At 63.9% G+C, this 26,877-nt stretch carries 20 protein-coding genes and 1 other RNA gene; 13 read left to right on the top strand and 8 right to left on the bottom strand.

The window, feature by feature from the left end; all coding sequences use genetic code 11:
• Window positions 1-86: 86 nt before the first annotated feature.
• Both M3O59_RS17480 and M3O59_RS17485 read right to left on the bottom strand, forming a co-directional pair.
• Window positions 87-2,111, bottom strand: coding sequence for a M3 family metallopeptidase (locus tag M3O59_RS17480; protein WP_249054599.1), 2,025 nt, complete (start codon window positions 2,109-2,111; stop codon window positions 87-89).
• Between the two features lie 92 nt (window positions 2,112-2,203).
• Complete coding sequence (locus M3O59_RS17485) at window positions 2,204-3,307, bottom strand: PLP-dependent cysteine synthase family protein (RefSeq protein ID WP_064635113.1); 1,104 nt, start codon at window positions 3,305-3,307, stop codon at window positions 2,204-2,206.
• A 133-nt stretch (window positions 3,308-3,440) separates the two neighbouring features.
• Between M3O59_RS17485 and M3O59_RS17490 the strand changes: the two genes are divergently transcribed.
• From M3O59_RS17490 to gloA, 5 genes are all read left to right on the top strand, one after another.
• Window positions 3,441-3,857 (top strand): CopL family metal-binding regulatory protein, encoded by a 417-nt coding sequence (locus tag M3O59_RS17490; RefSeq protein WP_330462232.1) that lies wholly within the window; start codon window positions 3,441-3,443, stop codon window positions 3,855-3,857.
• A 224-nt stretch (window positions 3,858-4,081) separates the two neighbouring features.
• Window positions 4,082-5,875: a copper resistance system multicopper oxidase gene (locus M3O59_RS17495; RefSeq protein WP_249054608.1), complete on the top strand. Its 1,794-nt coding sequence runs from the start codon at window positions 4,082-4,084 to the stop codon at window positions 5,873-5,875.
• On the top strand, window positions 5,872-7,134 hold the full coding sequence (locus tag M3O59_RS17500) for a copper resistance protein B (protein WP_116905765.1): 1,263 nt from the start codon (window positions 5,872-5,874) through the stop codon (window positions 7,132-7,134). The genes M3O59_RS17495 and M3O59_RS17500 overlap by 4 nt, the downstream gene beginning before the upstream one ends.
• A gap of 97 nt (window positions 7,135-7,231) precedes the next feature.
• Window positions 7,232-7,306: non-coding RNA, sX9 sRNA (locus tag M3O59_RS17505), on the top strand.
• A gap of 181 nt (window positions 7,307-7,487) precedes the next feature.
• Window positions 7,488-8,012, top strand: a complete 525-nt coding sequence (gloA, locus tag M3O59_RS17510) for a lactoylglutathione lyase (RefSeq protein ID WP_116905766.1) — start codon at window positions 7,488-7,490, stop codon at window positions 8,010-8,012.
• An 8-nt stretch (window positions 8,013-8,020) separates the two neighbouring features.
• Here the strand turns inward: gloA and M3O59_RS17515 are convergent.
• Both M3O59_RS17515 and M3O59_RS17520 read right to left on the bottom strand, forming a co-directional pair.
• Window positions 8,021-8,819 (bottom strand): IS5 family transposase gene (locus M3O59_RS17515; protein WP_373419007.1). Its coding sequence is split into 2 segments (ribosomal slippage): window positions 8,021-8,549 and window positions 8,548-8,819, totalling 801 coding nucleotides; the frame shifts between segments, so codons are not numbered across the junction.
• 104 nt (window positions 8,820-8,923) lie between these two features.
• A complete protein-coding gene (locus tag M3O59_RS17520) occupies window positions 8,924-9,907 on the bottom strand; it encodes an IS5 family transposase (protein ID WP_330462230.1) in 984 nt (327 codons plus the stop codon).
• Between the two features lie 327 nt (window positions 9,908-10,234).
• On the opposite strand from M3O59_RS17520, the gene M3O59_RS17525 reads away from it, so the two are divergent.
• Both M3O59_RS17525 and M3O59_RS17530 read left to right on the top strand, forming a co-directional pair.
• Window positions 10,235-10,993, top strand: a complete 759-nt coding sequence (locus M3O59_RS17525; protein ID WP_116906363.1) for a hypothetical protein — start codon at window positions 10,235-10,237, stop codon at window positions 10,991-10,993.
• A 106-nt stretch (window positions 10,994-11,099) separates the two neighbouring features.
• Window positions 11,100-12,965: a peptidoglycan-binding protein gene (locus M3O59_RS17530; RefSeq protein WP_116906362.1), complete on the top strand. Its 1,866-nt coding sequence runs from the start codon at window positions 11,100-11,102 to the stop codon at window positions 12,963-12,965.
• A 134-nt stretch (window positions 12,966-13,099) separates the two neighbouring features.
• Here M3O59_RS17530 and M3O59_RS17535 read toward each other — a convergent pair whose 3' ends face one another.
• The 3 genes from M3O59_RS17535 to glmS form a co-directional block, all read right to left on the bottom strand.
• Window positions 13,100-14,245: a hypothetical protein gene (locus M3O59_RS17535; protein WP_116906361.1), complete on the bottom strand. Its 1,146-nt coding sequence runs from the start codon at window positions 14,243-14,245 to the stop codon at window positions 13,100-13,102.
• 234 nt (window positions 14,246-14,479) lie between these two features.
• The gene (locus M3O59_RS17540) at window positions 14,480-14,953 is read right to left on the bottom strand and encodes a hypothetical protein (protein WP_116906360.1); all 474 of its coding nucleotides are present in this window, start codon (window positions 14,951-14,953) and stop codon (window positions 14,480-14,482) included.
• 395 nt (window positions 14,954-15,348) lie between these two features.
• Window positions 15,349-17,178 (bottom strand): glutamine--fructose-6-phosphate transaminase (isomerizing), encoded by a 1,830-nt coding sequence (glmS, locus tag M3O59_RS17545; RefSeq protein ID WP_116906359.1) that lies wholly within the window; start codon window positions 17,176-17,178, stop codon window positions 15,349-15,351.
• Window positions 17,179-17,384: 206 nt separating this feature from the next.
• On the opposite strand from glmS, the gene M3O59_RS17550 reads away from it, so the two are divergent.
• The 6 genes from M3O59_RS17550 (at window position 17,385) to M3O59_RS17575 (ending at window position 25,157) form a co-directional block, all read left to right on the top strand.
• Complete coding sequence (locus M3O59_RS17550) at window positions 17,385-18,656, top strand: efflux RND transporter periplasmic adaptor subunit (RefSeq protein ID WP_249048939.1); 1,272 nt, start codon at window positions 17,385-17,387, stop codon at window positions 18,654-18,656.
• 100 nt (window positions 18,657-18,756) lie between these two features.
• Window positions 18,757-19,476: an ABC transporter ATP-binding protein gene (locus M3O59_RS17555; RefSeq protein ID WP_249054685.1), complete on the top strand. Its 720-nt coding sequence runs from the start codon at window positions 18,757-18,759 to the stop codon at window positions 19,474-19,476.
• Between the two features lie 11 nt (window positions 19,477-19,487).
• Entirely contained in the window at window positions 19,488-20,789 is a 1,302-nt protein-coding gene (locus M3O59_RS17560) for an ABC transporter permease (RefSeq protein WP_249054683.1), read from the top strand.
• Between the two features lie 55 nt (window positions 20,790-20,844).
• Window positions 20,845-22,071, top strand: coding sequence for an ABC transporter permease (locus M3O59_RS17565; RefSeq protein WP_116906355.1), 1,227 nt, complete (start codon window positions 20,845-20,847; stop codon window positions 22,069-22,071).
• 390 nt (window positions 22,072-22,461) lie between these two features.
• Complete coding sequence (locus tag M3O59_RS17570) at window positions 22,462-23,805, top strand: sigma-54-dependent transcriptional regulator (RefSeq protein ID WP_116906354.1); 1,344 nt, start codon at window positions 22,462-22,464, stop codon at window positions 23,803-23,805.
• Window positions 23,806-23,813: 8 nt separating this feature from the next.
• Window positions 23,814-25,157, top strand: coding sequence for a sensor histidine kinase (locus tag M3O59_RS17575; protein WP_116906366.1), 1,344 nt, complete (start codon window positions 23,814-23,816; stop codon window positions 25,155-25,157).
• A 278-nt stretch (window positions 25,158-25,435) separates the two neighbouring features.
• Here the strand turns inward: M3O59_RS17575 and glmU are convergent, their stop codons facing one another.
• Window positions 25,436-26,800: a bifunctional UDP-N-acetylglucosamine diphosphorylase/glucosamine-1-phosphate N-acetyltransferase GlmU gene (gene glmU / locus M3O59_RS17580; protein ID WP_064635085.1), complete on the bottom strand. Its 1,365-nt coding sequence runs from the start codon at window positions 26,798-26,800 to the stop codon at window positions 25,436-25,438.
• Window positions 26,801-26,877: the final 77 nt, after the last annotated feature.

Consider the following 26,877-nt stretch of genomic DNA (forward strand, 5'->3'; position numbering starts at 1 on the left):
ACGTGTATCAGCCAGGCGGCCTCACCGCGCTGCGAACGCAGCGCCTGCCGACACTGGCAGGCGCAAGGCCGACAAGGCCGGCATCTTCAGCCTGCCATGCCGTTGTGTCGCAGCAACGCATCGATGCTCGGCGCACGCCCACGGAAAGCGCGGAAGTTGTCGGCCGCACTGCGGCTGCCACCGCGCGACAACACCTCATGGCGGAAACGTGCACCGGTCTCGGCCACCTGCTCGGGCGCCTCTTCGAACGCGGCATAGGCATCGGCGCTGAGCACTTCGGCCCATTTGTAGCTGTAATAGCCGGCCGCATAGCCCCCGGCAAAGATGTGGCTGAATTGATGCGGGAAGCGATTCCACGCTGGCGGCCGATTGACTGCCACCTCGTCGCGCACGCGCTCGATCAATTGCAGCACGCTGTCCTGGGTCGGGTCGAAGCTGCTGTGCAGCTGCATGTCGAACAAGGCAAATTCCAGCTGGCGCACGGTGAACATGCCGCTCTGGAAATTGCGCGCAGCCAGCAAGCGATCGAACAGGTTGCGCGGCAACGGTTCGCCGGTCTGCACATGCGCGGTCATCGCCTGCACGCGCTCCCATTCCCAGCAGAAGTTCTCCATGAACTGGCTCGGCAACTCCACCGCATCCCATTCGACGCCGTTGATGCCGGCCACGCCCAGCTCGCCGATGCGGGTCAGCAGCTGATGCAGGCCGTGGCCCATTTCATGGAACAGCGTGGTGACCTCGCCATGCCGGAAGGTGGCCGGTGCGTCGCCGCTGCCGCGGCCGAAGTTGCACACCAGATACACCAGCGGCGTCTGCACGCCGTTGGCTGTGTCGCGGCGATTGCGGCAGTCGTCCATCCATGCGCCACCGCGCTTGCCTTCGCGCGCATACAGATCCAGATAGAACTGGCCGACCAGCGCGCCTTGCGCATCTTCCAGCCGGTAAAACCGCACATCCGGGTGCCAGACCGGCGCGCTGTCGGGTTTGACGGTAAGCCCGTACAGGCTGTGGATCACATCGAACAGGCCGGCCAGCACTTTCGGCTCGGTGAAGTACTGCTTCACCTCCTGCTCGGAAAAGCTGTAACGCGCCTGCTTGAGTTTTTCGCTGACGTAGGCCAGATCCCAGGCCTGCAGCTCGTCCAGGCCCAGTTCGTCGCGCGCAAAGGTTTCCAGCTCGTCGCGGTCGCGCTGCGCATGCGCCTTGGCGCGCACGGCCAGATCGCGCAGGAAGGCCATCACCTCGTCCGGGCTCTGCGCCATCTTGGTGGCCACCGAATAGTCGGCGTAACTGGCGAATCCGAGCAGCTGCGCCAGCTCGGCGCGCAAGCCCAGAATGCGATCGATATTGGCGCTGTTGTCCAGCGCGGCATCGCCGAATTCGGAAGCACGCTCGGCGTTGGCGCGGTACAGCAGCGCGCGCAGTTCGCGGCTGTCGGCATCGCTCTGCACCGGCAGGTAGCACGGCATCTGCAAGGTGAATTTCCAGCCCGGCACGCCGTCTTTCTCTGCGGCAGCGCGCGCGGCGGCGATCACTTCGGCCGGCAGGCCGGAGAGCTGCGTTTCGTCCTCGGTCACATGCGACCAGGCATCGGTGGCGTCGAGCACGTTCTGCGAAAACTTGGCCGCCAAGGCCGACAGTTCTTCCTGGATCTGGGCAAAACGCGCCTTGGCCTCGTCATCGAGTTCGGCACCGCCCAGGCGGAAATCGCGTAGTGCGTTGTCCAGCACCTTGCGACGCGCTTCATCGTAGGACGCTGCCTCCGGCGACTGCGCCAATGCCTTGTACTGCGCATACAGCGCCAGGTTCTGGCCCAGCGCACTGCCAAAGCGGCTCACCTTGGGCAGGTTGCTGTTGTAGGCCTCGCGCAACTCCGGGGTGTTCATCACCGCCTGCAGATGACCAACCTGCCCCCAGGCGCGCCACAGGCGCTCGGTGGCATCGTCCAGCGGCGTGACAAAGCTATTCCAGCGCACCGGGCTGACCTGCTCGGCCGCCTTCACTGCCGCCTCGGCATCGGCGAGCAAGTGGTCGATCGCCGGGCCCACGTGTTCGGGGCGGATCGCATCGAAGGACGGCAGTCCGGACAGATCGAGCAGCGGGTTGGTCATGGGGCGCTCCGGGTGGGACTGGATCAGGAATGACGAAGTTGTCTGGTGACAAGTACCGACAGCTGCGTGTCACTGCGTGGTGGATATGGCGGTCATTCCAGCGCCGCACAAGGCAAGGCGGGCAGATCGCCGCCGTTCACGGCCAGGGCGATGGCTGCATCGCTGTCGCTGACATCGATCTCGCGCGCCACGTACCAGGCCGGGTCGTAATAGCTGTGCGCGTAGCGTTCGCCGGCATCGCACAGGATGGTGACGATGGAGCCCTGCCGGCCTTCCTCGCGCATTCGCCGGGCCGCCTGCAGCACGCCGACGAAATTGGTGCCGGTGGAGCCGCCGACGCGCCGGCCCAGGGTGGCACTGACATGGCGCATCGCCGCCAGGCTCAGCGCATCGGGCACCTTGATCATTACATCCACGCAGCTGGCGATGAAGCTCGATTCCACCCGTGGCCGGCCGATGCCTTCGATGCGCGAGCCGCCGGTGATGGCCAGCTCTTTGGGGCACTGCCCGTCCACCGCACGGCAGTAGCCGTCGAAAAACACCGACACTTCCGGGTCTGCGCACAGGATGCGGGTGGCATGCCGGCGATAGCGCACATAGCGGCCCAAGGTGGCGCTGGTGCCGCCGGTGCCGGGGCTGCATACGATCCATTCCGGAATCGGGTGCGGCTCCTCGGACAGCTGCTTGAAGATCGATTCGGCGATGTTGTTGTTGGCGCGCCAGTCGGTGGCACGCTCGGCATAGGTGAACTGGTCCATGAAGTGCCCGCCGGTCTCGCGCGCAAGCGCATGCGAGGCGCTGTCCAGATCGCAGGCGCGCTCCACCAGATGGCAGCGGCCGCCCTGGAATTCGATCGCGGCGATCTTCTCCGGCGAGGTCGACGCCGGCATCACCGCGATGAAGGGCACCCCCAGCAGGCGCGCGAAATAGGCTTCGGAAATGGCGGTGGAGCCGCTGGAGGCCTCGATCACCGGGCGCCCGGCACGCAGCCAGCCGTTGGTGAGCGCATACAGGAACAGCGAGCGCGCCAACCGGTGCTTGAGGCTGCCGGTGGGGTGGCTGGACTCGTCCTTGAAGTACAGATCGATGCCCGGATAGCCCGGCAGGTCCATCGGGATCAGATGGGTGTCGGCCGAACGGTTGAAATCGGCTTCGATCTTCTGGATGGCGGCGGCCACCCACTGGCGCTGCGACATGGGCACGGGCGTGATGCAAAGGAGGCCGCAATTCTACCGCCGCCGGGCGTGCGCCCGGGCCGGGCGGTCATCCGGCGGACAGTTGCCGGGCCGGTGGTATGCTCATGGCTCCTGTCCGCCGCCCTGACTGCCCGTGCTGCGTTGCCTGCTCCGCCTGCTGCTGTGCCTGTGCCTGGTCGCCAATACGGCCACCGGTGCGTGGGCGTCGGTGGGCATGGCGATGCCGGATACGGTGATGCCACAGGCCGCGGTACACGCGATGGCGACGCACCCGTCGACCGCACAGGCGATGCCCTGCCACGACGCCATGGTGGCGCCGGACAAGGCGGCGCCCGACGCACTGGCCCCGCCGGACAAAGGCGATCACCCGCATGCGGCCGACTGCTGCAAGCTGGGCAGTTGCGACTGCCTGCACCATTGCAGCCTGGCCCTGCTGACGCTGCCGGCGGTGCCGGCGGGGATGCCCGGCCATTCCGCAGTATCTGCCACCCTGGAAGAGGGTCGCAGCAGCCCGGCGCACGAACAACCGGTACGACCTCCCATCGGCTAAGCGGCCGACGGACCCTGTGCCCACCAGCAGGCGGGCATGCCCGCTACCGGATGTCGTCAGGTCTTGCGCGCGCGGCGCGCGCAATTGCGCCCTCGTCGCGGCCTGACGCTGGCTGCGCATCGTCTGTCAGCCACGTTTCGTGTCCTTCGCCCTGCGTGCCAGCACGCGGGAGTTCCCAGCGATGCGCTGCGTCCGCCCGTTGGCGCAGACGTACCGGAGGTGTCATGTCTTCCGATTCCCATGTAGTCGATCCAACCTCCGCGCCGGGCCTGAGCCGGCGCCGCTTCGTGCAGGGCCTGGCCCTGGGCGGGGTTGCCGCTACCACCGGGCTGTGGCGCAGCGACGCGCGCGCAGCCCGCGCCATGGCTGCACCCGTCTTGCGCGGCAGCAGCCAGTCGCTGCAGATCGGCCGCCTGCCGGTCAACGTCACCGGACGTACCCGCCCGGCGATCACCGTCAACCAGAGCCTGCCCGCGCCCACGCTGCGCTGGCGCGAGGGCGACACGGTCAGCGTGCGCGTGCGCAACGCGCTGCCCGACCAGCCCACCTCCGTGCATTGGCATGGGTTGTTGCTGCCGGCCAACATGGATGGCGTGCCGGGCATGAGCTTCGATGGCATCGCGCCGGGGCAGGAGTATCACTACCGCTTCGCGCTGCGCCAATCCGGCACCTACTGGTACCACAGCCATTCGATGTTCCAGGAGCAGGCGGGCTTGTACGGCGCCATCGTCATCGACCCGCTGACGCCACCGCCGTATCGCCACGACCGCGAGCATGTGGTGCTGTTGTCGGACTGGACCGATCTGGACCCGGCCGCGTTGTTCCGCCGGCTCAAGCAGATGCCCAGCCACGACAACTACGCGCAGCGCACCGTGGGCGATTTCCTGCGCGATGCGCGCGAAGACGGTGTGCGGGCAACGCTGGCAGACCGCGGCATGTGGGGGCGCATGCGCATGACGCCCACCGACCTGTCCGACGTCAATGCCAACACTTACACCTACCTGCTCAATGGGGTGGCACCGGCCGGCAACTGGACCGGGCTGTTCACCCCCGGCGAGAAAGTGTTGCTGCGTTTCATCAACGGCTCGTCGATGACCTACTTCGACATCCGCATCCCCGGCCTGCGCATGACGGTAGTAGCCGCCGATGGCCAGTACGTGCATCCGGTCAGCGTGGACGAACTGCGCATTGCCGCGGCCGAAACCTTCGACGTGATTGTCGAACCGCTTGGCCAGGATGCATTTACGTTATTCGCACAGGACATGGGACGCACCGGTTTCGCCTGCGGCACCTTGGCGGTGCGGCATGGCTTGCAGGCGCCGATTCCGGCGCTGGACCCGCGTGCGATCCTGACCATGCAGGACATGGGGCATGGCGACGGGATGGCGCATGCAGACCACGCAACGCCCGCAATGCATGGCACACCCGGGATGCAGGCGGCGCATGAGATGCACGACATGCACTCGCATGACGATGCAAAGACACACGACAAGACGCCGCACCACCCCGCCAGCGAAGACGGCAACCCGCTGATCGACATGCGCAGCAATGCCACCGTGCCGCGGCTGGACGACCCCGGCGTGGGCCTGCGCGACAACGGCCGCCGCGTGCTGCGCTATGGCGATCTGCACAGCCTGTTCGACGACCCGGATGGGCGCGATCCCGGGCGCGAGATCGAGCTGCACTTGACCGGCCATATGGAAAAATTTGCCTGGTCGTTCGACGGCGTGGCGTTCGCCTCGGCCGAGCCCTTGCGGCTGCGCTACGGCGAGCGGCTCCGCATCGTGCTGGTCAACGACACCATGATGCAGCACCCCATCCACCTGCACGGCATGTGGAGCGATCTGGAAGATGCCGACGGCAACTTCCAGGTGCGCAAGCACACCATCGACATGCCGCCGGGCACCCGCCGCAGCTACCGCGTGCGCGCCGATGCGCTGGGCCGCTGGGCGTATCACTGCCATCTGCTGTACCACATGGAAGCGGGCATGATGCGCGAAGTGCGGGTGGAAGCATGAGCCGCTATCGCACGCAGGCCTGGTTGGCGGCCGCACTAGTGGCGAGCGCCTCTGCAAGTGCGCAGGAACACCCGCAAGAAACGCTGCAGAGTTCCTCGCAGGACACGCAATACCATGTAATGCAGATGCATCCTGGGCACATGCAACATAGGGAGCCGATGAAGAGCTCTACCAAAACGGTAAAGCCGTCGAACGCAGCCAGCGACATCCCGGCACCGCCGTCTGTGCAAGCCGCCCCCGCGACATCGCACGCAACGACACCGCATTATTCCCACCTGCAACATGGCGACATGCCGCCTGCGCAGCGCGCGCCCTCTCAACCCGCCCAAATGGACCACGCCAACATGGCGCATGCCGCAGTGAAACATGAGGCGATGACGCATGCGTCAATGGATCACGGAGCACTTGATCAAGAGCCAATGGATCACGCCTCGATGGATCACTCGAAAATGGGGCATGCGCAGCCCACCTCCGCTGCGCAACCTCCCGCAGCACGCGCCAACACCACACTCACCCACCACCATGCCGACGTCGGCAGCACCGGCCTGCCACGCGAACCACTCCCCACGCCCACCGACGACGATATCGCCGCCGCGTTCGCACCCTTGCACGCGCATACGATGCACTCCGCGGGCATCAACCACTATGTCCTGCTCGACCGGCTGGAAGGCTTCAACACCGATCGCGGCAGTGGTCAGGCATGGGAATCCCGCGCATGGATTGGCGGCGACATCGACCGGCTCTGGCTGCGCAGCGAAGGCGAGCGTCACGACGGCCGCACCGAATCCGCCTCGCTGGAAGCCTTCTACGGGCACTCCATCTCGCCATGGTGGGACCTGCTCGTGGGCGCGCGTCAGGACCTTGGCGCAAATGCACAGCGCAGCTGGGCCGCCTTCGGCGTGCAAGGACTGGCGCCCTACAAGTTCGAAACCGAGGCCACGCTCTATGTAGGCAACGGCAGCCGCGCAGCGCTGCGGCTGGAAGGCGAGTACGAGGTGTTGCTGACCAACCGCCTGATCCTGCAACCGCGCGTGGAAGCGGACATCGCGCTCACCGACGACACCAGCCGCGGCATTGGCAGCGGCCTGGAAGAGGTCGAGGCTGGCCTGCGCCTGCGCTACGAAATCACTCGCCGCTTTGCGCCCTACATCGGCTGGGTGCACAGCCGCAGCTTCGGCGATACCGCGCGAAACGCCACGACCGAAGGCGAACCGGCGCGCGACAGCCGGTTCGTTGCCGGCCTGCGCATCTGGTTCTGAAACAGCAGCGGCGGGTGCATTGACCGATCGTTTTAGAGCGGCTAACAAGACGACCGCGCTCACCGCCAGGCGGGCGCGGTCGGTACTCGGAATCCGCATGTACCACTTCACACGCTGCGGTTCTGAGCCGCCGTCCGCACCCGCCTGACAGCTGCTCGCTATGTTTTGAGCCGCTCATCGGCCGTGCACGCGGTGTTGAAGCGTAAAAAAGCTGCTGCTGATTTCGGTGGGCCGAGGAACACAGCCGCCAGATCAGCGATCTCGCGCAGTGCAGACATATCGACAACCCTTGCCCCGCTACCATCGGCGCCCACGCAGCCAGACCTGCACCCCATTTCATCGAGGAGACCACAATGCCTTTGACCGATCTGCAACATGTCCCCGGCGCCAGCGCCGCGCCTGCCGACACCAGCGGCTTCGTGTTCAACCACACCATGCTGCGCGTCAAGGATGCCCAGCGCTCGCTGGACTTCTACACGCGCGTACTGGGTTTTCGCCTGCTCGATGCGCGCGACTTCGCCGATGCAAAATTCAGCCTGTATTTTCTCGCGCTGCTGCCGGAAGGCACCCCCATTCCCGATGACGACGCACCGCGTCGCCTCTGGATGGCCGGCATCCCCGGCGTGCTCGAACTCACCCACAACCACGGCACCGAAACCCAGGGCGGCCCGGTCTACCACGACGGCAACAGCGACCCACGCGGCTTCGGCCACATCTGCATCTCGGTGCCGGACATCCACGCCGCCTGCGCGCGCTTCGACAGCCTCAACGTGCCCTACCAAAAACGCCTGGAAGATGGCCGCATGAAGCACCTGGCCTTCATCAAGGACCCGGACGGATACTGGGTAGAGATCATTTCCAACACGCCGCTGCCCTAAGAACCTGTTCACAATCTTCTGAGTAACAGTGCCAAGAAGGCCAAATGGATGAACTGCAGGCTGGTGTTGAGTTTGCGCTCGCAGTTCTTCCATAGCCTTCGGTTCTTCTCCAGCCAAGCAAAACTACGCTCGACAATCCATCGCTTGGGCATGACCTTGAAGGTGTGCAGTTCGCTGCGCTTGGCAATCTGCACCGTGAGCTGCTCGCCTAAAATCTCTCGCGCGCCGCTGGCAAACGGTACTCCGGTGTAACCGCCGTCGCACAGTAAGCTTTGTACAAGCGTCAGGTTTGACTGACAGCGCTCCAACGCCTGCAGCGCACCTTTGCGGTCGGTCACCTCCGCCGTCGTCACCGCGATTGCGTGGGGCAACCCCTGACTATCAACAGCGATATGCCGTTTGATGCCCGACACCTTCTTGCCTGCGTCATACCCCTTTTGCCCAGCTGTGTCCGTGTTCTTGACGCTCTGCGCGTCCACGATCAAGAACCTGGTGCAAGCGTTGCGCCCCTGTCTCACGCGGGCCACGCCAACCTGATTTTTTGAGCGCCCGCTCCAGCAGGCTCACCCCCTCATCGTCGCACTCGCTCCACTTGGCAAAGTACGAGTGCACGGTCCGCCACTTCGGAAAGTCGCTGGGTAGCGCTCGCCATTGGCAACCGGTTCGCAGCACGTACAACACTGCGCACCACACCTCATATAAATCCACACGGCGTGGCTTGGTGCGCTTGCGCGCTTGTTCCAGGATCGGCAGCACGTGTGCGAACTGCTCCCGGCTCATGTCACTCGGATAGGTCTTTTGGCGCATCCGCATAGTCTGCACTGATCTGCGAAGATCGTGAACAGGTTCTGATGGCACTCAGACCCTCGATTTTTTGCCGTTTCCGCCGCGTTTGCGGGGTGTTGCCTGGATTACAGGCACACCGTCCCCACGACAGGCATCAACTGCTTTCGCTTCAGCCACAGGTTCGACAGCGCAAACAGCGTCAGCACCTGCGCGGTGTTCTTCGCCAAACCGCGATAGCGCACCTTGACGTCACCGAACTGGCGTTTGATCACCCGAAACGGGTGTTCCACCTTCGCGCGCAAGCTGGCCTTGGTGTGCTCCCAACGCTTGGCCCGCTTCAATTCGCGTTGGTTCTTGATCTGCTTCAGCTTGGAGGGCTTGGCTGCGATCAGGTAGCGCAACTTGCGCTTGCTCGCCATTTCCTCGCGCTTGTCCAGCCCGGTATATCCGCCATCCCCGCTGAGCGTGTCTTCCTTGCCATGCAGTAGCTTGTGCGCCTGCGTGATATCGGCGACGTTGGCTGCCGTGCATTCTACGTGGTGCACCAACCCGGACACATCGTCCACGCCGATATGCGCTTTCATTCCGAAGTAATACTGATTGCCCTTCTTGGTCTGGTGCATCTGCGGATCACGCTTGCCGTCCTGGTTCTTGGTCGAACTTGGCGCTGAAATGATCGTGGCGTCTACGATCGTCCCGCTGCGCAGGCTCTGTCCCTTGCGCGACAGGTGCGCGTTGACCCGGTTGAACAGCTTGCGCGCCACATCGTGTTGCTCCAGCAAGTGGCGGAAGTTGAGTATCGTCGTCTCGTCCGGCACCTCATCCAGGCCGCCGATCTTTGCAAAACGCCGCATCGACACCGTGTCGTACAGGGCTTCTTCCGCCGATGGATCGCTCAATGCGTACCACTGCTGCAAAAAGTGGATGCGCAGCATCGTCTCCAGCCGATACGGCTGTCGCCCTGGCTGCCCCGACTTTGGATAATGCGGCTCGATCAGCGCCAGCAGGTCTTTCCACGGCACCACCTGATCCATCTCGGCCAGAAATACCTCGCGCCGCGTCTGCTTGCGCTTGCCGTTGTACTCCGCATCGCCGAAGGTCAGCTGCATCGAAATCGTCCGCTCGGTTCGTTGATCGATTGTCGCAGATCATGCTGCTTTGTTCAGAGCTTCCCTAGAGGTCGCACGCCCCGGCGGAAAGCCGGCATCACCAGGCGCGGCGCGACGACTGGACACAACGGCGGGCTGGAGTAGACTTTCGCCGCCCTCCGCAATGGATGCACCCCAATGCTCGTCAGGAAGATTCCACTGATCCTTGCGCTAGCAACGATCGCCGCGTGCAAGCCGGCGGCGCCAGACGCCACGGCTCCAAAGACGGCCACCGCCGACACGGCCAACGCCACCACCTCTAAATCCGCAGACAAGGATGCATCTCCCATGCAGGACGCAACCCAGGGATCGACCCAGCAAGTGCAGCCGCCGCGACCCGATAGCGTGCTGTATTTCATCAGCAACGTGGACGGCGACGGCGCAACCTCTTACGAGGTCGCCAATGGCAGCTGGATCAATTACTGGTACGGCTTCCAGTTCGAACTCGGCGGTACGCGTTATTACACCGGCTTTGCCTGGGAAACGCCCGAGCTCTACGGTGCGGAGCGCGAGAATCACGACGCTGCCCCTGGTACCAAGGTGACCTTGGCCCACGCCACCTTCGTCACCAGCGAACCAGGCAGTAAGTCGCCATGGAAGCTTCTTGGCGCAGAGCCGTACATCGGCGAGTTCGGCGGAATGGAAAAAGGCAACACCGTCGACACGACGCGTAAGCCGGAGACTTTTGTCACCGACGACGGCCGCTTGGTCCTAGCCGTGCCGACGTGGAGCCTGCAGTCGGGCATACGGATGCTTTCCTACGACGTATTGGTGTTCAACCCGAAGGAAACCGATAACGTCAACGACAAACATTGGACCTACATCGGCAATATCCCGGCCGGTGAGGACAATAGTGCAAATTGTGGCGAGGACGCGCCCGGGAAGATCGCCTGCGTCAAGAACAGCAGTACGCTTGCGTTCGTTAAGCAGCCAGGGCTGCCCGCGTTGCGGGTGAGCGTTTCTGCAGACTCGCCGACGAACGGGGGTGACGAAACGGTTGAATATCGCTACGATGCCGCCCACAAATCGTATTTGCCGACCCCTTAACACAGGACCAAAGGAATTGGTTCGGGCGGCGTACCGCTGCAGCCGCATGGCTGCAGCACTCAATCAAGGACCTTGAGCGATGCCGACGAATTACTCACGAGCCCAAGTGCTCGACATCATCGAACGTGAAGCGACCGAGCGGAATATTCCGCGTGACGACTTCCTGCGTTTTGCCCATGTAGAGACTGGCGGCGCCTTCGACGAACTGGCTAGCCGCGGAGCCGCTGGTGCGAAAGGCCTGTTTCAGTTCACTCCGCCGACTGCCCAGCAATACGGCATCGCTGGACGAGAGTTGGATGCCGTGGTCAACACCGACGCAGCAGCGCGGTTGTACCTGGATAACCGCACGAGCCTGGTTAATCGACACGAACGCGATGGGCGGCCCTATCTGTCGGGCAAGCCGGAACCCGATGGTCTGGACATGTACCTGGCCCATCAGCAGGGCGCCGGTGGCTACCGTTCGCTTCAGACCGCGATCGCCACAGGGTCTTTTGGTCTCGAAAGCACGCGCGCGAACATCATCAACAATGTCGGCGAGAAAGAGCTGAAATCTTTAACGGGTGTCGATTCTGCGACATTCCGGAACATGTCCGACAAGGACATGGCGCAGACGTTTGTGCAGTACTGGGATACGAAGATGGACCGTATCCGTATTCCTGAAAAAGGCATCGAGCCCATTTCGGCCACACAGCAGACACCGTCGCAGTCTGCGCCATCGCAGTCCGCACCGGCCCAGCCGGAGAAAGCTGCAGCGCACGGCATTGCGCTCCACGCCGCCTACGACCTCACCAACAAGTACGACCACGTCAAGTATGGCTTGGGCGCAAAAGATCCTGACAAAGGCAAAGTCGATTGTTCTGGCTGGGTTGTCGAGATGCAGAACGCGACCATGGATGAAATCAACAAGGGTGCCGACAAGGCCATCTTCACCAAGGACGAAAAGTTCAGCCCTGGTTTCGACAGTGCATCCGAACTGCTGCGCAAGGCCGAGCAGCGCTCTGGAGTTCTGATCCAAGGCAAAGACGTCACTGCCAAGAATCTCAAAGAGGGCATGATCATCGGCGAGGACAATGGCCCGCAGAGTTGGGACAAGGGGCGTTATAAGGGCATCGATCACATCACGATGGTGGTGCGCGACCCCAAGGATGGCGAGCTCAAGATCAGCCAGTCGCGTGGCGGCGAGGGTGTCGAGCTCAGCTCGCTGGATACCTACCTCGAGCGTAAGCACGCCAAGGGCGTCAAGCTCTATGCCAGCGACCCGCTCTCCGAGGCGCGCGAGTTGCTGCAGGACCGTAGCCAGACCAAGCAGCAGTCGCACGACAGCAACGCGCACAAGCCCACGCATGCACAAGCTGCGGCCGAAACATCCGACGTGCTGCGAGAAAAGGCGCACGGTGCCGATGTTCAGAAAGTGCAGCAAACCTTGCAGCAGCTGGGCTACAAGGACGCCAACGGCAATGAGCTCAAAGCCGACAGCGCCTATGGCCAGCGGACGGGCGAGGCAGTCAAGGCATTCCAGCGTGCACACGGGCTACAGGACGATGGCGTGGTTGGCCGCGATACGTTGAATGCATTGAAGCAGGCAGAAAAGACGCCGCTGCTCTCGGAGAAAACCAACCCCGACCACCCACTATTCAACCAGGCTGTCAGCAAGCTGGAACACCTGGGTCCGAATGCATTCGCCAACCGGCAGCAGTTGGTGAACGCTGCCGGCCACATGACCTTCGAAGCAAAAGTCAGTGGCCTGCAGCGAATCGACATGGTGGCGCAAAGCAAGGATGGCAGCGGGCTGTTTGCCGTACAGGGCCAGCCGAGCGACCCGGCGCATCAGCGGATCTACACCGACAAGGCAACCGCTGCGGAACGTCCCCTGGAGCAAAGCAGCAATGCCGTGCGGCAGGAAGCGCAAACGCAGACGCAGGCTCAAGATCAGCACGAGCAGCAACGTAACCAGGCGCGCAGCGTAGGCTGAGCGCTCTGCAATGGAAAGACACAAGGGGCACTGATCGACGGATCAGTGCCCCTTGTGGTTTAGCGATATGTTTACCTTGATTCTTGTCAGATCACATCGGGTGCCATATGTCCGGCGTCGGCAGATCCGGCCATTCAATTGGACGTCGCAACAGCCTCTCTATCGGGGAACCACTGCGGCAACCGCTCGGCGAATTTCGCTGCGCATTCGTCGCTGTAGGCTTGTGCGGCCTCTTTGACCAATGCGTAATCGTTGGCTTCCCACTGCTCCAGAGAAGCAGTACGCGGTGTCGGCGTACAGTCCATGCTGACCGGGCTCGCCTTGCGCTTGAGCAGGCAGGTGCGTTCGCCACCGATCGTCACTGCATAGCGCAATTCATAGGGCGATTCGCTATCGGTCAGGCTTTGATACACCAGCAACCAGTCGGACATCAGCACCTGCAATGGGAACCGATCCACCGGCAGCACCGTAGGATGCCCGGTGAAGTAGGTCTTCAAGTGCGCGTTGACCGCATCGCGCTGCAATTGATAACCCGGATTGCCCACCCCTTCCATCTTCTCGCCTTTCAGCTGCCCCTTGTTGAAGGCCGAGACAACGCCCCCACGCGCAAACACGCTGGTGGCGATCTGCAATCCCACCACCGCCCCGGTATGCCCGCGACGCACCACGCGCAACATTTCATCGCCGTTGGGCTGACCGTTCGGGCCCACCCGCATGCTGGACTGTAACGGCAGCTGCAAGGCCCAGTCAGACGACGGTGCAATGACGACATCTGCATCGGATTGCGTTTGTGGCGATGGCTGCCCTTCGGCCGCCGCAACCGCAATCGTCCCCGCTTCAGCCGCCGCCGCATAGGCAGTTGCCGCAGAGAAATCACCGCCAGCAAACGCAGGCCCCACCGCTGTGGCTTCGGTCACGCGCGCCGGCGTACAAAACGTCCCGGCCGCGCGCATCTGCGCTTCATGAAAGCCGATCCCGTTGATCTGGTGCACCACGGCATCCTTGCCGTACTGCTCCACCAACTTGCCGATCAATGCATCCGATGACGATTGCTGTGCGCAGACCTTGGCGGCAGCGATGCGCGACCAGGCGAACTGCAGCGCAGGATCCCAGCCCAGCGCATCTTCGCCCACGAATCCGTGGTCGTAGTGATATGCATAGATGGCAGGGTCGATCTCCTGCAGCGTCATTCCACCCTGACCGGCATAGCCCAGCGGCAGATCTTGCGCAACGGCAAGCCCAGGCAGTGCCAACAGCACCGCTGCAATACACGTCTTCATGAATCCCTGTCCCTTTGGATAAGTGCGACGCGCTGCATGTCCCCCATGCAGCGCGACCGATGCACCAACGCTTGCACGCGATGGCTTCCAACGATGCAGAGTTCGGATCGACAGGTAATGGCACAACGCACCCGCAGATCGACCTGCAGGGATAGTGTGCCCGCACACGGCCGCCATCGCAGTCGGGGCGGTCCCGACGCCGATGTGGGGACCGCCCCTGTGCACGTGCACTGGTTACGCATGCAAGATCCCGCCAACGCTCGGTTGCCAATCGTGTGGCGTGCGCAATGCAGCGAGTGTGCGCACCAGCTCGCGATAGCTGCCGGCCAGTTGTGCGAACAGCCCCGCATCGCTGTAGCGGGTGTCGGCTACTTCGGAATATGCGCCGCGCCCCAGGTCGATGAAGTAGTCCACGCTCAGCCGACGGCGCTGCGCCACGCCCGGGAACAGGCCTGCAATCAACAGACATCCGTCGCCCACATCGCGCAATGCGTCGGCCCGCACGCTGCCGACCTGATCCTGCGCATGCAACCATGCCAGTGCCTGCGTGCGCGACAGCAGATGCGCATCGCGCTGGAAACGCAACAACACGAACACCAGATAGTGTTCGCGCGATTCGTCCAGCGGACGCGCAATCCGCTGCCCCGCCTCGCGCACCAACGCCTGCCACAATTCCGCCGGCGCCCCCTGTTTGAAAGACTCGTGCATACGTCCTCCTGCGTGGTGTGACCCTCGCAAGAAGCTTATGCATAACCTGGGCCAAAGCGTTGGCAGCCTTGAAGCGCGGCTGCTAATCGGCGCAACACGCAGCTGCCTTGACGACGCCCTGCCGCTTGGCTGCCCGAGGATCACGATCGCCGCCATCTCTTGCGTAGCAGCAGCAGCGAGGTCGCCACGCGGCCTGGCTGCGCACCGCCGTTGCACAGGGGCTGCGGGCTCACGCGTCGGTGCAGTGGCGCGATGCGGCTAAGGCACGCAAATCATCGGCCCGAGGCCGGCACCGGCGGCACGCAGGCACCACCATTCGCGTGGTACAGGCCAAGCACAAACAACGCACTGGCCGCGCCTGCCTGACGGCGGGCACGGTTGTCCCGCCCGCGCGCTTACTCCACCGTCACCGATTTGGCCAGATTACGCGGCTTGTCCACATCGGTGCCGCGTGCCAGCGCGGTGTGATACGCCAGCAGCTGCACCGGGATGGTGTGGATCACCGGCGACAGCACGCCGGCGTGGCGTGGTGTGCGGATCACATGCACGCCCTCGGATTCGCTGAAGTGGCTGTCCTGGTCGGCGAACACGAACAGCTCCCCGCCACGTGCGCGCACTTCCTGCATGTTGGATTTGACCTTCTCCAGCAGTCGGTCATTCGGTGCGATCACCACCACCGGCATCGCCGCGTCCACCAATGCCAGGGGGCCGTGCTTCAACTCGCCGGCCGGATACGCTTCGGCATGGATATAGGAGATTTCCTTGAGCTTGAGCGCGCCTTCCAGCGCAATTGGGTAATGCAGGCCGCGACCGAGGAACAGGGCGTTTTCCTTCGGCGAAAACTGCTCGGCCCAGGCCATGATCTGCGGTTCCAGATTCAGTGCGTGCTGCACGCTGCCCGGCAGGAAACGCAACTGTTCCAGATAATCGGCTTCTTCGGCCTCGCTGATGCGGCCCTGCAGCTTGCCCAGCACCATGGTGAGCTGGAACAGCACCGCCAGCTGCGTGGTGAACGCCTTGGTCGAGGCCACTCCGATCTCGGCACCGGCGCGCGTGTAGCAGACCAGTTCGCTGGCGCGCGGGATCGCGCTTTCGGGCACGTTGCAGATCGACAACGTATGCAGATGCCCGAGCGATTTGGCGTATTTCAGCGCTTCCATCGTGTCCAGCGTTTCGCCGGACTGCGAGATGGTGACGATCAGGTGCTTTGGGTTGGCGTAGGCGGTGCGGTAGCGGTATTCGCTGGCGATTTCCACGCTGCACGGCAGGCCGGCGATGGCTTCGATCCAGTAACGCGCGGTCATGCCGGCGTAGTAACTGGTGCCGCAGGCCAGGATCTGCACGCCTTCGATCTCGCGCAATACCGCCTCGGCATTGGGCCCGAACAGCGATGCCGGAAAACCCTTGGCGTCGATGGCCGCTTCGATGGTGTCGGCCAGCGCACGCGGCTGCTCGTGGATTTCCTTCTGCATGAAATGCCGGAACGGGCCCAGTTCCAGCGACGCCAGCGACACATCCGATAGATGCAACGGGCGTTCGACTGGCGCGTCGTTGCCATCGAAGATGCGCACGCCATCGCGACGCAGTTCGGCAGTGTCGCCTTCTTCGAGGAAGATCACCTGGCGGGTGGCCTGCACGATGGCCGACACATCGGAGGCGACGAAGTTCTCGCCCTCGCCCACCCCGATCAGCAACGGGCAGCCCATGCGCGCGCAGACAAACCGTTCCGGCTCGGCCTGGCTCATCACCGCCAGCGCGTAGGCGCCGGTGAGCTCCTTGACGGTGCGCTGCAGCGCGGACAGCAGGTTTCCCGCGCTGCCCAGATGGTGATGGATCAGATGCGCGATGACCTCGGTGTCGGTCTGCGACTCGAAGGTGTAGCCCAGCGCGCGCAGTTTTTCGCGCTGCTGTTCGTGGTTTTCGATGATGCCGTTATGCACCAGCGCCACGCCGGCGCTGATGTGCGGGTGCGCGTTGGCTTCGGTGACGCCGCCGTGGGTGGCCCAGCGGGTGTGGCCGATGCCCAGCGTGGCGCCGAACTGCTCGGCTTGCGCGGCCTGTGCCATTTCGGCCACGCGGCCGGTACGGCGCACCCGGCGCACCTGCGCGCCGTCGAGCACGGCGACGCCGGAGGAATCGTAGCCGCGGTATTCCAGGCGCTTGAGTCCTTCGATCAGGACCGGGACCACATCGCGCCCGGCGATCGCTCCGACAATGCCGCACATAGGGACAGCTCTTTGGAAAGAAGACCGGCATTTTAGCGTGTCCGCTCTTGTCCGCTGCATGACCACGCCCGGACAGCGTGTCCGCCCGCAGTGTCCGCGGACACCGCGGACACTGCCTACCAGCGCATAAACATGATTTCCTTCAAGTACTTGAAGGTTGGCACACGTCCTGCTTTATCGCAGTGACGCCACCGAGCCAGCCGATCATGATTCGCGATACCTCCGCCCAGGACCAGGTTCTCCGTACACCCGCCCAACGAGCGCCGTGGCGCCGTTGGCTGTGGCCCGGCATCGCTGCGGCGGCTGTGTTGGCCGGCATCGGTTGGGCGGTTACTGCGTGGAGCGCCGGCAGCCGCTCGTTCGACGCCAGCCGGGTGCGCATCGCCACCGTCAGCCAGGGCGACCTGGTGCGCGACATCGCCGCCGACGGCCGCGTCATCGCCGCCAACAGCCCTGTGCTGTACGCCATCTCCGCCGGCACGGTAACGCTGAGCGTGGTCGCCGGCGACGTGGTCAAGCAGGGCCAGGAACTGGCGCGCATCGACAGCCCGGAGCTGCGCAGCAAGCTGGCGCAGGAGCAGGCCACGCTGGCCGGCCTGGAGGCCGAATCCAGCCGCGCCGCCCTGGATGCCACGCTGGCCCGCGCCACGGCCAGCAAGCTCACCGACCAGGCCAAGATCGACAAGCAGGCCGCTGCGCGCGACCTGGAGCGTTACCAGCGCGGCTACGATGGCGGCGCAGTGCCGCAGGTGGAGCTGGCCAAGGCGCAGGACACCTTGAAGAAGACCGACATCGACCTGCAGCACGCCCAGCGCGATGCGGCGCTGAAGAGCCAGGGCGCAGATCTGGATTCGCGCAACAAGCGCCTGCTGGCCGACCGCCAACGCGCGGTGGTGGCCGAGGTGCAGCGCCAGGTGGACGCCCTCACGCTGCTGTCGCCGTTCGATGGCCAGGTCGGCCAGGTGCAGGCCGTGCAGCACACCCAGGTCGCGGCAAACGCACCGATCCTGGGCGTGGTGGATCTGTCCAAGTTCGAAGTGGAGATCAAGGTGCCTGAGAGCTTCGCGCGCGATCTGGCCATCGGCATGCCGGCCCAGCTCACCAGCGGCAGCGGCGAACCGTTCCCCGGCGCCATCTCGGCGGTGTCGCCGGAAGTGGTCAACGGCGAAGTCACCGCACGCATCCGCTTCGCCGACAAGCAGCCGCCCGGCCTGCGTCAGAGCCAGCGCATGAGCGCACGCGTGGTCATGGACACGCGCCGCAACGTGCTCAAGGTCGAGCGCGGCCCGTTCGTCGAACAATCCGGCGGCAGCTACGCCTACGTGATGGATGGCAACACCGCGGTGCGCCGCCCCGTGCGCATGGGCGTCAGCAGCCTGGGCGAAGTGCAGGTGCTGTCCGGGCTGCAGGCCGGCGACCGCGTGGTGGTCTCCGGCGCAGATAACTTCGGCGATGCGCCGCGCGTCACCGTCCACTAAGGCGGCCAGCACCTGCTGCGCAGCCGTCAGGCTGCTCGCCACGGTTTGTCAGCCACGCTCGACCTCTTTCGCACACACCTTCTTCGTAAAGGAATCGGCAATGCTCAAGATGCAAGCAGTCTCCAAGGTCTTCCGCACCGAACAGGTGGAAACGCACGCGCTGCGGTCGCTGCACCTGCATGTACGCGAAGGCGAATTCGTCGCGGTCACCGGCCCCTCCGGCTCGGGCAAGACCACCTTCCTCAACCTGGCCGGGCTGCTGGAAACCTTCACCAGCGGGCAGTACCTGCTGGATGGCGAAGACGTCAGCCACCTCTCCGACGATGCGCGCTCGCGCCTGCGCAACCAGAAGATCGGCTTCATCTTCCAGGGCTTCAACCTGATTCCCGACCTCAACCTGTTCGACAATGTCGATGTGCCGCTGCGCTATCGCGGCATGGCCGCGGCCGAGCGCAAGCAGCGCATCGAAGAGGCACTGACCAAGGTCGGCCTGGGCTCGCGCCTGAGGCACTACCCCACCGAACTGTCCGGCGGCCAGCAGCAGCGTGCCGCGATTGCGCGCGCACTGGCCGGCAGCCCGCGCCTGCTGCTGGCCGACGAACCCACCGGCAACCTCGATTCGCAAATGGCGCGCGGGGTGATGGAACTGCTGGAAGAGATCAACAGCCAGGGCACCACCATCGTCATGGTCACCCACGACCCGGAACTGGCCGCGCGCGCACAGCGCAACGTGCACATCGTCGACGGCCAGGCCACCGATCTGGAACGCAACCCCAGCCTGATGCGCGCGCCCAGCGCTGCTGCAACCTTGGCCGACTAAGGAGCCCGCCCATGTTCGGCTATTACTTCACTCTGGCGGTCCGCAGTTTCCGCCGCAACAAGGTGCTCACCGCACTGATGGTGCTGGCCATCGCGCTCGGCATCGGCGCCAGCATGACCACGTTGACGGTGTTCTATGTATTGTCGGGCGATCCGATTCCGCAGAAGAGCGATCGGCTGTTCAATGTGCTCGTCGACCCACAACCGAAGGCAGGCTTCCAGCCAGGCGAAGAGCCCGGCGATCAAGTGACCCGCTTCGATGCCGAAGCGCTATTGCGTGAGAAGCGTGCCAAGCACCAAGCCTTGATGACAGGAGGAAGCCTGGCAATCGAACCGGCAAAAAGCGGATTGAGCGCCTTCAAATCTGAAGCACGCTACACCTCGGCCGATTTCTTCCCGATGTTCCAGCCACCCTTCCTGTACGGCCAGGCCTGGTCGTCCAGCAGCGACGAACGGCACGAACGCGTGGTGGTGATCACCAAGACGCTCAACGACAAATTGTTCGACGGCAGCAACAGCGTGGGCCGTGATCTGCGCTTGAACAAAAACGCGTTCCGTATCGTTGGCGCACTGGATCGCTGGAAAGCAAACCCGCGCTTCTACGACGTGACCAATACCTACGGCTCCAACGAACAGGTCTATCTGCCCTTCAGCGTGGCAATGGATCTGAAAATGGACCACAGCGGCAGCATGAACTGCTTCGGCAAGCTTGAAAGCGGCGATACCAATGCACTCAACGCGCCCTGCACCTGGATGCAGTACTGGGTGGAACTGGAAAGCCCCGCGCAGGCTGGCGACTACAAGGCCTATCTGGACAATTACTCCACTCAGCAGCGCGCCGCCGGGCGCTTCGAGCGCCCGAACAATACGCGCCTGCGCAACGTGTTGGAGTGGCTCAACTTCAAGGAAGTCGTGCCGAACGATGTGCGCCTGCAGCTCTGGTTGGCCATGGGCTTCCTGTTGGTGTGCCTGCTCAACACAGTGGGTTTGCTGCTTGCCAAGTTCTTGCGCCGCAGTGGGGACATCGGCGTACGCCGCGCACTGGGCGCATCGCGTCGCGCCATCTTCGCGCAATGCCTGGTGGAAGCGGGAACCGTCGGTTTGGCTGGCGGGCTGGCCGGGCTGGCATTGGCGTGGCTGGGACTGTGGGCCGTACGCCAACAGCCGGTGGACTATGCCGAGCTTGCACACCTCGATACCAAGATGCTGCTGCTCACCTTCGTTCTGGCGCTGTTGGCAAGTTTGTTGGCCGGTCTGCTACCCGCCTGGCGTGCCATCCAGGTCGCACCGGCACTGCAGCTCAAAGCGTCCTGACCACGTCGCCCGCCGCAACACGGCGGGCATTGCCCTCTTCTCGAAGGTACCGCTCATGGACATCCGTCCAATCGTCTCCACACTGCGCCGCCACAAGACAGCCGCAGCACTCATCGTGCTCGAAATCGCACTGGCATGCGCGATCATCTGCAACGCGCTGTTTCTGATCGGCAACCGCATGGAAACCCTGCATCGCGTCAGCGGCATCGCCGAATCGGAATTGCTCAGCATCGAACTGGGCGGTATCGGCACACAAGTCAATGCCGATGCGCGCACCCTGGAGGATCTGGCAGCGCTGCAATCCATCCCCGGCGTGCGCGACGCGGCCATCACAAACCAGATTCCATTTATTGACTCATCTTCCAACAGCAGTGTATCGGTCACGCGCGAGCAGGAGCGCCCGAACCTCAACGCTGCGCAATACTTGGTGAGCGAAGGTGCATTGAACACCTTGGGGCTGCAACTGGTGGCCGGGCGAGACTTCACCAAAGACCAATACATCAGCGTTGAGAAGGCTGACAACGACAAAAGCGTGCGCGAGCAAGGCTCGTCGGTCATTCTTGCGCAAGCGACCGCAGACAAGTTGTTTCCGAATCAGAGCGCACTCGGCAAAACCGTTTACTCGGGTGAGGTTCCGCTGCATATCGTCGGCATCGTGCAGACACTGGTTCGGCCCAACACCGTGAATGGCCTGGCCAGCATCAATTACTCAATGATCTTGCCGATCCGTGTTCCATACACAGCAGGCAGGTATGTAGTACGCGTCACCGACCCGGCGCGGCGGCAGGAAGTGCTGAAATCCGCAGTGGCGGCATTGATGAAGCTGGATAACAGCAGGCTTTTGCTGAAGCAGGAAATCTACTCCGATATCCGAAAGGAGTTCTTTCAGAACGACCGTGCAATGGTCTGGTTGCTGGGCGCAGTCTGCATCGCGCTACTGATCGTCACCGCACTCGGCATCGTTGGGCTTGCCAGCTTCTGGGTACAGCAACGTACCAAGCAGATCGGCATCCGCCGCGCACTGGGCGCCACACGCGGGCAGATCCTTCGCTATTTCCAGATCGAGAATTTCCTGCTCGCCTCGATCGGCATCGTGCTTGGCATGTTGCTGGCTTACTCGATCAATGTCTGGTTGATGGCCCGCTACGAGTTGCCACGCCTGCCGCTGATCTACCTGCCGATCGGTGCGCTTCTGTTGTGGGGGCTGGGCCAGATCGCGGTGTACTGGCCAGCACGTCGCGCCACGATGGTGCCCCCGGCGGTGGCGACGCGGAGCGCGTGACGGCGTGATGGCGCATCAGCGGTTCCTGTGTCGGCCCGCTGACGCGTAGTAAGCAGCAACGTTGGGTGTCCCAGTCAGATGGCATCACGCAGCAATATCGTTCGCCTGCAAACACCCACAAGGATCGCCCCTCCACCCGCGGCGCCTGCGCCAAAAGCTCCTGCCGGCCCTGACGTCTGCGCTGCGTCAAGATCTGCGCTTGAGGTCGGCATCGACGCAGCCCTGTTGCCAACGCCATCGCGCCGATCAGACGATCGCTGCATTGCCGGGATCAGCCCCGTCTGGCTGAGGCCTGTCGGGCACACGCACTCCCCGTTGCTCGCGCAGTTCCGCCACGCACAGAATCCTGTTCTGATAGCCCTTCTCCCAGCGTTTCCCACTGAGCACCCGATGCCGCAAATCCTGATCATCGACGACAACGCGGCCGTGGCCACTGCGTTGGAGGTGCTGTTTTCGTTGCACGACATCGAGGCGCGGCACGCGCATTCGCCGCAGGCCGGGTTGGCGCTGCTGGATGAGCAAGCGTTCGATCTGGTGATCCAGGACATGAACTTCACCGCCGATACCACCTCCGGCGAAGAAGGCAAGGCGCTGTTTAGCCAACTCCGCCAGCGTCACCCGGACCTGCCGGTGATCCTGCTCACCGCCTGGACCCATCTGGGCAGCGCGGTGGGCCTGGTCAAGGCCGGTGCGGCCGATTACATCGCCAAGCCCTGGGACGACACCAAGCTGCTGACCACATTCAACAACCTGCTGGAATTGTCCGAAGCACGCCGCGAATTGGAGCGCCGCCGCGATCGCGAACGGCGTGGTCGCGAGCAGCTGACCCAGCGCTACGACCTGCGCGGCGCGGTGTTCGCCGATCCGGCCAGCGAACGGGCGATTGCGCTGGCCTGCCAGGTCGCACGCTCGGACTTGCCGGTGCTGATCACCGGCCTCAACGGCAGCGGCAAGGAGAAGATCGCCGAGATCATCCAGGCCAATTCGGCAACCAAACACGGGCCGTTCATCGCACTCAACTGGGGCGCATTGCCAGGCGAATTGATCGAAGCCGAATTGTTCGGCGCAGAGGCCGGCGCCTACACCGGCGCCAACAAGGCGCGCGAAGGCAAGTTCGAAGCCGCCGATGGCGGCACGCTGTTTCTCGATGAGATCGGCAACCTGCCGCTGGCAGGGCAGATGAAACTGCTGCGCGTGCTGGAAACCGGCCGTTACGAGCGGCTGGGTTCCAACCGCGAACGCCACGCCAAGGTCCGCGTGATCAGCGCCACCAATGCCGATCTGCAAGCGATGATCCGCGAGGGCAGTTTCCGCGAGGATCTGTATTACCGCCTCAACACGGTAGAAATCGCGCTGCCTGCACTGGCCGAGCGCCCCGGCGATATCGGCCCGCTGGCCGAATATTTTTTGGCCGGTGAAAAGCCGCTGTCCACGCAAGCGCGCGACGCATTGCAACGGCATGCCTGGCCCGGCAACGTGCGCGAGCTGCGCAATGTGCTGCAACGCGCCGCGCTGCTCGCACAGGGTGCGCGCATCGAAGCGAGCGATCTGAATCTGCCGCGTGCTGCCGCGCCACGGCCGGTCGCCCCGGCCGCGGGCGAGCCGGATCGCGCGCGCATCGAACAGGCGCTGGCACGCGCGCAAGGCGTGATTGCACAAGCGGCCGCCGAGCTGGGGCTAAGCCGCCAAGCGCTGTATCGGCGCATGGACCGCTACGGCATCACGTCGGAATGAGCCTGCGTATGTGGAACCGCTCCTTCACCTTTTCGCTGTTTCTCCGCTTGTTGCCGGTGCTCGCGCTGGCTGCGGCTTTGCCGTGGTTCATGGCTTATTGGCTGGACCGCGGCTGGCAGGTGGCCGCGATTTCGGCCGTGGTTCTGCTGGCAGCGATGTGGTTCAGCCTCAGCCGCGCCACCGCGCCGATGCGCTCGCTGTTTCGTGCGCTGGCCGGCACCACCAGCAGCTACCGCGATGGTGAGTACAACTTCGGTGTGTATTGGCGCGGCAATGACGAACTGGCGCAACTGGTGCAGGCGCATGCCGAACTTGGCGATGTCCTGCGTGCGCAGCGCAGCAATCTGGTGCAGCGCGAACTGATGCTGGACACCATGCTGCAAAACACGCCGGTCGCGATGCTGCTGGTGGTCGCCGGCGGCGATGGCGTGCGGCGGGTCGGGTTTTCCAACTACGCCGCACGCAAACTGCTGTACGACGGACGCAAGCTCGAAGGCCAGCATCTGGACGATGTGCTCAGCCGCATGCCCAACGAATTGCGCGACGCCATGGCACGCGGCGGGGACTGTCTGTTCGCGGTGCGCGAAGACGGCGATGACGAGGAGGACGAGCAGATCTACCACCTGTCGCGGCGCAGCTTCCATCTCAATGGGCGCGGCCACGAACTAGTGTTGATCCGCACGTTGACGGCCGAACTGCGCCGCCAGGAAGTGCAGACGTGGAAAAAGGTCATCCGCGTGATCAGCCACGAATTGAACAACTCGCTGGCTCCGATCGCCTCGCTGGCGCATTCCGGCGCCGAGCTGCTGCGCCGCGAACGCACCGATCGGCTGGGTACCGTGTTCGAAACCATCGAAGAACGTGCGCGCCATCTGGAAGGCTTCATCCGCGGCTATGCGCGCTTCGCAAAGTTGCCGCAGCCGCAGCTGCAGACCATCGAGTGGGCGCCGTTTCTGCAGCGCCTGCAGCAACAGATTCCGTTTCAGGTGCATGGCACGCTCACCGATGTCTCCAGCCGGATAGATGCAGCGCAGATCGAGCAGGCGCTGCTCAATCTGCTGAAAAATGCGCACGAAGCCTGCAGCGAAGCACAGCCGCCCAACAGCGACGTGGCCGTACGGGTCACGCGCCTGCCGCAGTGGCTGCGCATCGAAGTGCTCGACCGCGGCAATGGCATGAACGAGGCTGTGCTGCACAACGCGCTGATGCCGTTCTATTCGACCAAGCGCAATGGCACAGGTCTTGGCCTTGCACTGACCCGCGAAATCGCCGAAGCGCATAGCGGGCGCATCTCGCTGCATAACCGCGAACACGGCGGGTTGTGCGTGACCGTGTTGCTGCCGTTGGCCTAGTAAAGACAGCGTCGCGCTCAGGCTTGGGATCAACGCAGCGTGTGTTGCATCTGACTACCAGCCTCACGCACGTCGCAGGAGCGCCCCCCAGGCGCGAGCGACATTACCAGTAAATCCCCGTAAATCCCTGTCGCGCCCAGGGGCGCTCCTACACATTCAATGCGGGGTGGCATCGCCGCTGCTGAGCCGCGTCGAGGTGGCCAGCAGCCTCAATGCCTCAGCTGAGAACGGCCGGGCTATCGCACGCGTCCGACGGGTCACACCGCCGGCGATGCGGCCTATTTTTTGGTCGGCCGCTCCCAGCCTTCGATCACCGTCTGCCGCGCACGCGTCACACTGAGCTGGCCCGCCGGCGCATCGCGGGTGATCACCGAGCCCGCACCGATGGTGGCCTTGGCACCGACGGCGATCGGCGCCACCAGTGCGCTGTTGGAGCCGACGAACGCGCCGTCGCCAATGGTGGTCTGCGACTTGTTCACCCCGTCGTAGTTGCAGGTGATGGTGCCGGCGCCGATGTTCACCTTGCTGCCGATCACCGCATCGCCCAGGTAGGTGAGGTGGTTGGCCTTGCTGCCCACGCCCATCGTGACCTTCTTGGTCTCCACGAAGTTGCCGATATGCACGCCATCGGCCAACACGGTGCCGGGGCGCAAGCGCGCGAACGGGCCGATTTGCACCGCGCCTTCGGTGATCACGCCTTCCAGATCGCAGTGCGCGCGCACCTGCGTGCCGGCACCCAGGGTCACATCGCGCAGCCGTACGAACGGGCCGATCACCACGCCGTCGCCCAGCGTCACATCGCCTTCCAGAATCACATCGATATCCAGCTGCACATCGCGTCCCACCTGCACGCTGCCGCGCTGCTCCACCCGCGCCGGGTCAGCCATGCGAACGCCCTGCAGGCACAGCGCACGCGCAGCGCGCAGCTGCCAAGCACGTTCGAGCTGGGCGAGTTGCCACGGGTCATTGGCACCTTCCACGTCCTGCGGGTCGGCCACGTGCACCATGTCGGCCGGAGTGAAATCGGCGGCGGCGCTGGCAAATACATCGGTCAGATAGAACTCGCCCTGCGCATTGTTGTTGGACAGGCCAGCCAGCCAGCGGCGCAGCGCGGTCGATTCGGCGGTGAGGATGCCGGTATTGATGGTGCGAACACGGCGCTGTTCGTCGTTGGCGTCCTTCTGTTCGACGATGGCGGCAACCTTGCCTTCGGCATCGCGCAGGATCCGCCCGTAGCCGCTGGGGTTGGCCAGTTCGGCCACCAGCACCGCCATCCGGCCCGGTGCATGCAGCAACTGCAGCAAGCTCTCGCTGCGGATCAGCGGAACATCGCCATACAACACCAGCACCGTCGCCGCGTCGGGAATCGCAGGCATCGCCTGCTGCACCGCATGCCCGGTGCCCAGCTGGTCGCGCTGCTCGGCCCACTGCAGATCGCCTTGACCGGCGAATGCTGCCTGCACCTGATCGCCGCCATGCCCGTACACGATATGGATCGCTGCCGGCTGCAGCTGACGCGCCGTGGCGATCACATGCGCCAGCATCGGCTGGCCCGCCAGCGGTTGCAGCACCTTGGGCAGGGACGAGCGCATGCGCTTGCCCTCGCCCGCGGCCAGGATCACAACGTGCAGGGGCAGGGTCATCAAGAGATTCCAGACGGATAGATGGCTAAATTCTAGTCGCTGCGCCTCCGTCGCGTCGTTGCCCTGATGCAGCGTTC

Origin of the sequence: Xanthomonas nasturtii, from assembly GCF_023337365.3 — a bacterium.
GTDB classification, from domain to species: Bacteria; Pseudomonadota; Gammaproteobacteria; order Xanthomonadales; family Xanthomonadaceae; genus Xanthomonas; species Xanthomonas nasturtii.

What these genes read in the sequence shown, in the direction of transcription:
- M3O59_RS17480 (WP_249054599.1), bottom strand. Translation starts at nt 2,111, where the DNA reads ATGACCAACCCGCTGCTCGATCTGTCCGGACTGCCGTCCTTCGATGCG.
- M3O59_RS17485 (WP_064635113.1), bottom strand. Translation starts at nt 3,307, where the DNA reads ATGTCGCAGCGCCAGTGGGTGGCCGCCGCCATCCAGAAGATCGAAGCC.
- M3O59_RS17495 (WP_249054608.1), top strand. Translation starts at nt 4,082, where the DNA reads ATGTCTTCCGATTCCCATGTAGTCGATCCAACCTCCGCGCCGGGCCTG.
- M3O59_RS17500 (WP_116905765.1), top strand. Translation starts at nt 5,872, where the DNA reads ATGAGCCGCTATCGCACGCAGGCCTGGTTGGCGGCCGCACTAGTGGCG.
- gloA (WP_116905766.1), top strand. Translation starts at nt 7,488, where the DNA reads ATGCCTTTGACCGATCTGCAACATGTCCCCGGCGCCAGCGCCGCGCCT.
- M3O59_RS17520 (WP_330462230.1), bottom strand. Translation starts at nt 9,907, where the DNA reads ATGCAGCTGACCTTCGGCGATGCGGAGTACAACGGCAAGCGCAAGCAG.
- M3O59_RS17525 (WP_116906363.1), top strand. Translation starts at nt 10,235, where the DNA reads ATGCAGGACGCAACCCAGGGATCGACCCAGCAAGTGCAGCCGCCGCGA.
- M3O59_RS17535 (WP_116906361.1), bottom strand. Translation starts at nt 14,245, where the DNA reads ATGAAGACGTGTATTGCAGCGGTGCTGTTGGCACTGCCTGGGCTTGCC.
- M3O59_RS17540 (WP_116906360.1), bottom strand. Translation starts at nt 14,953, where the DNA reads ATGCACGAGTCTTTCAAACAGGGGGCGCCGGCGGAATTGTGGCAGGCG.
- glmS (WP_116906359.1), bottom strand. Translation starts at nt 17,178, where the DNA reads ATGTGCGGCATTGTCGGAGCGATCGCCGGGCGCGATGTGGTCCCGGTC.
- M3O59_RS17550 (WP_249048939.1), top strand. Translation starts at nt 17,385, where the DNA reads ATGATTCGCGATACCTCCGCCCAGGACCAGGTTCTCCGTACACCCGCC.
- M3O59_RS17555 (WP_249054685.1), top strand. Translation starts at nt 18,757, where the DNA reads ATGCTCAAGATGCAAGCAGTCTCCAAGGTCTTCCGCACCGAACAGGTG.
- M3O59_RS17560 (WP_249054683.1), top strand. Translation starts at nt 19,488, where the DNA reads ATGTTCGGCTATTACTTCACTCTGGCGGTCCGCAGTTTCCGCCGCAAC.
- M3O59_RS17565 (WP_116906355.1), top strand. Translation starts at nt 20,845, where the DNA reads ATGGACATCCGTCCAATCGTCTCCACACTGCGCCGCCACAAGACAGCC.
- M3O59_RS17570 (WP_116906354.1), top strand. Translation starts at nt 22,462, where the DNA reads ATGCCGCAAATCCTGATCATCGACGACAACGCGGCCGTGGCCACTGCG.
- M3O59_RS17575 (WP_116906366.1), top strand. Translation starts at nt 23,814, where the DNA reads ATGTGGAACCGCTCCTTCACCTTTTCGCTGTTTCTCCGCTTGTTGCCG.
- glmU (WP_064635085.1), bottom strand. Translation starts at nt 26,800, where the DNA reads ATGACCCTGCCCCTGCACGTTGTGATCCTGGCCGCGGGCGAGGGCAAG.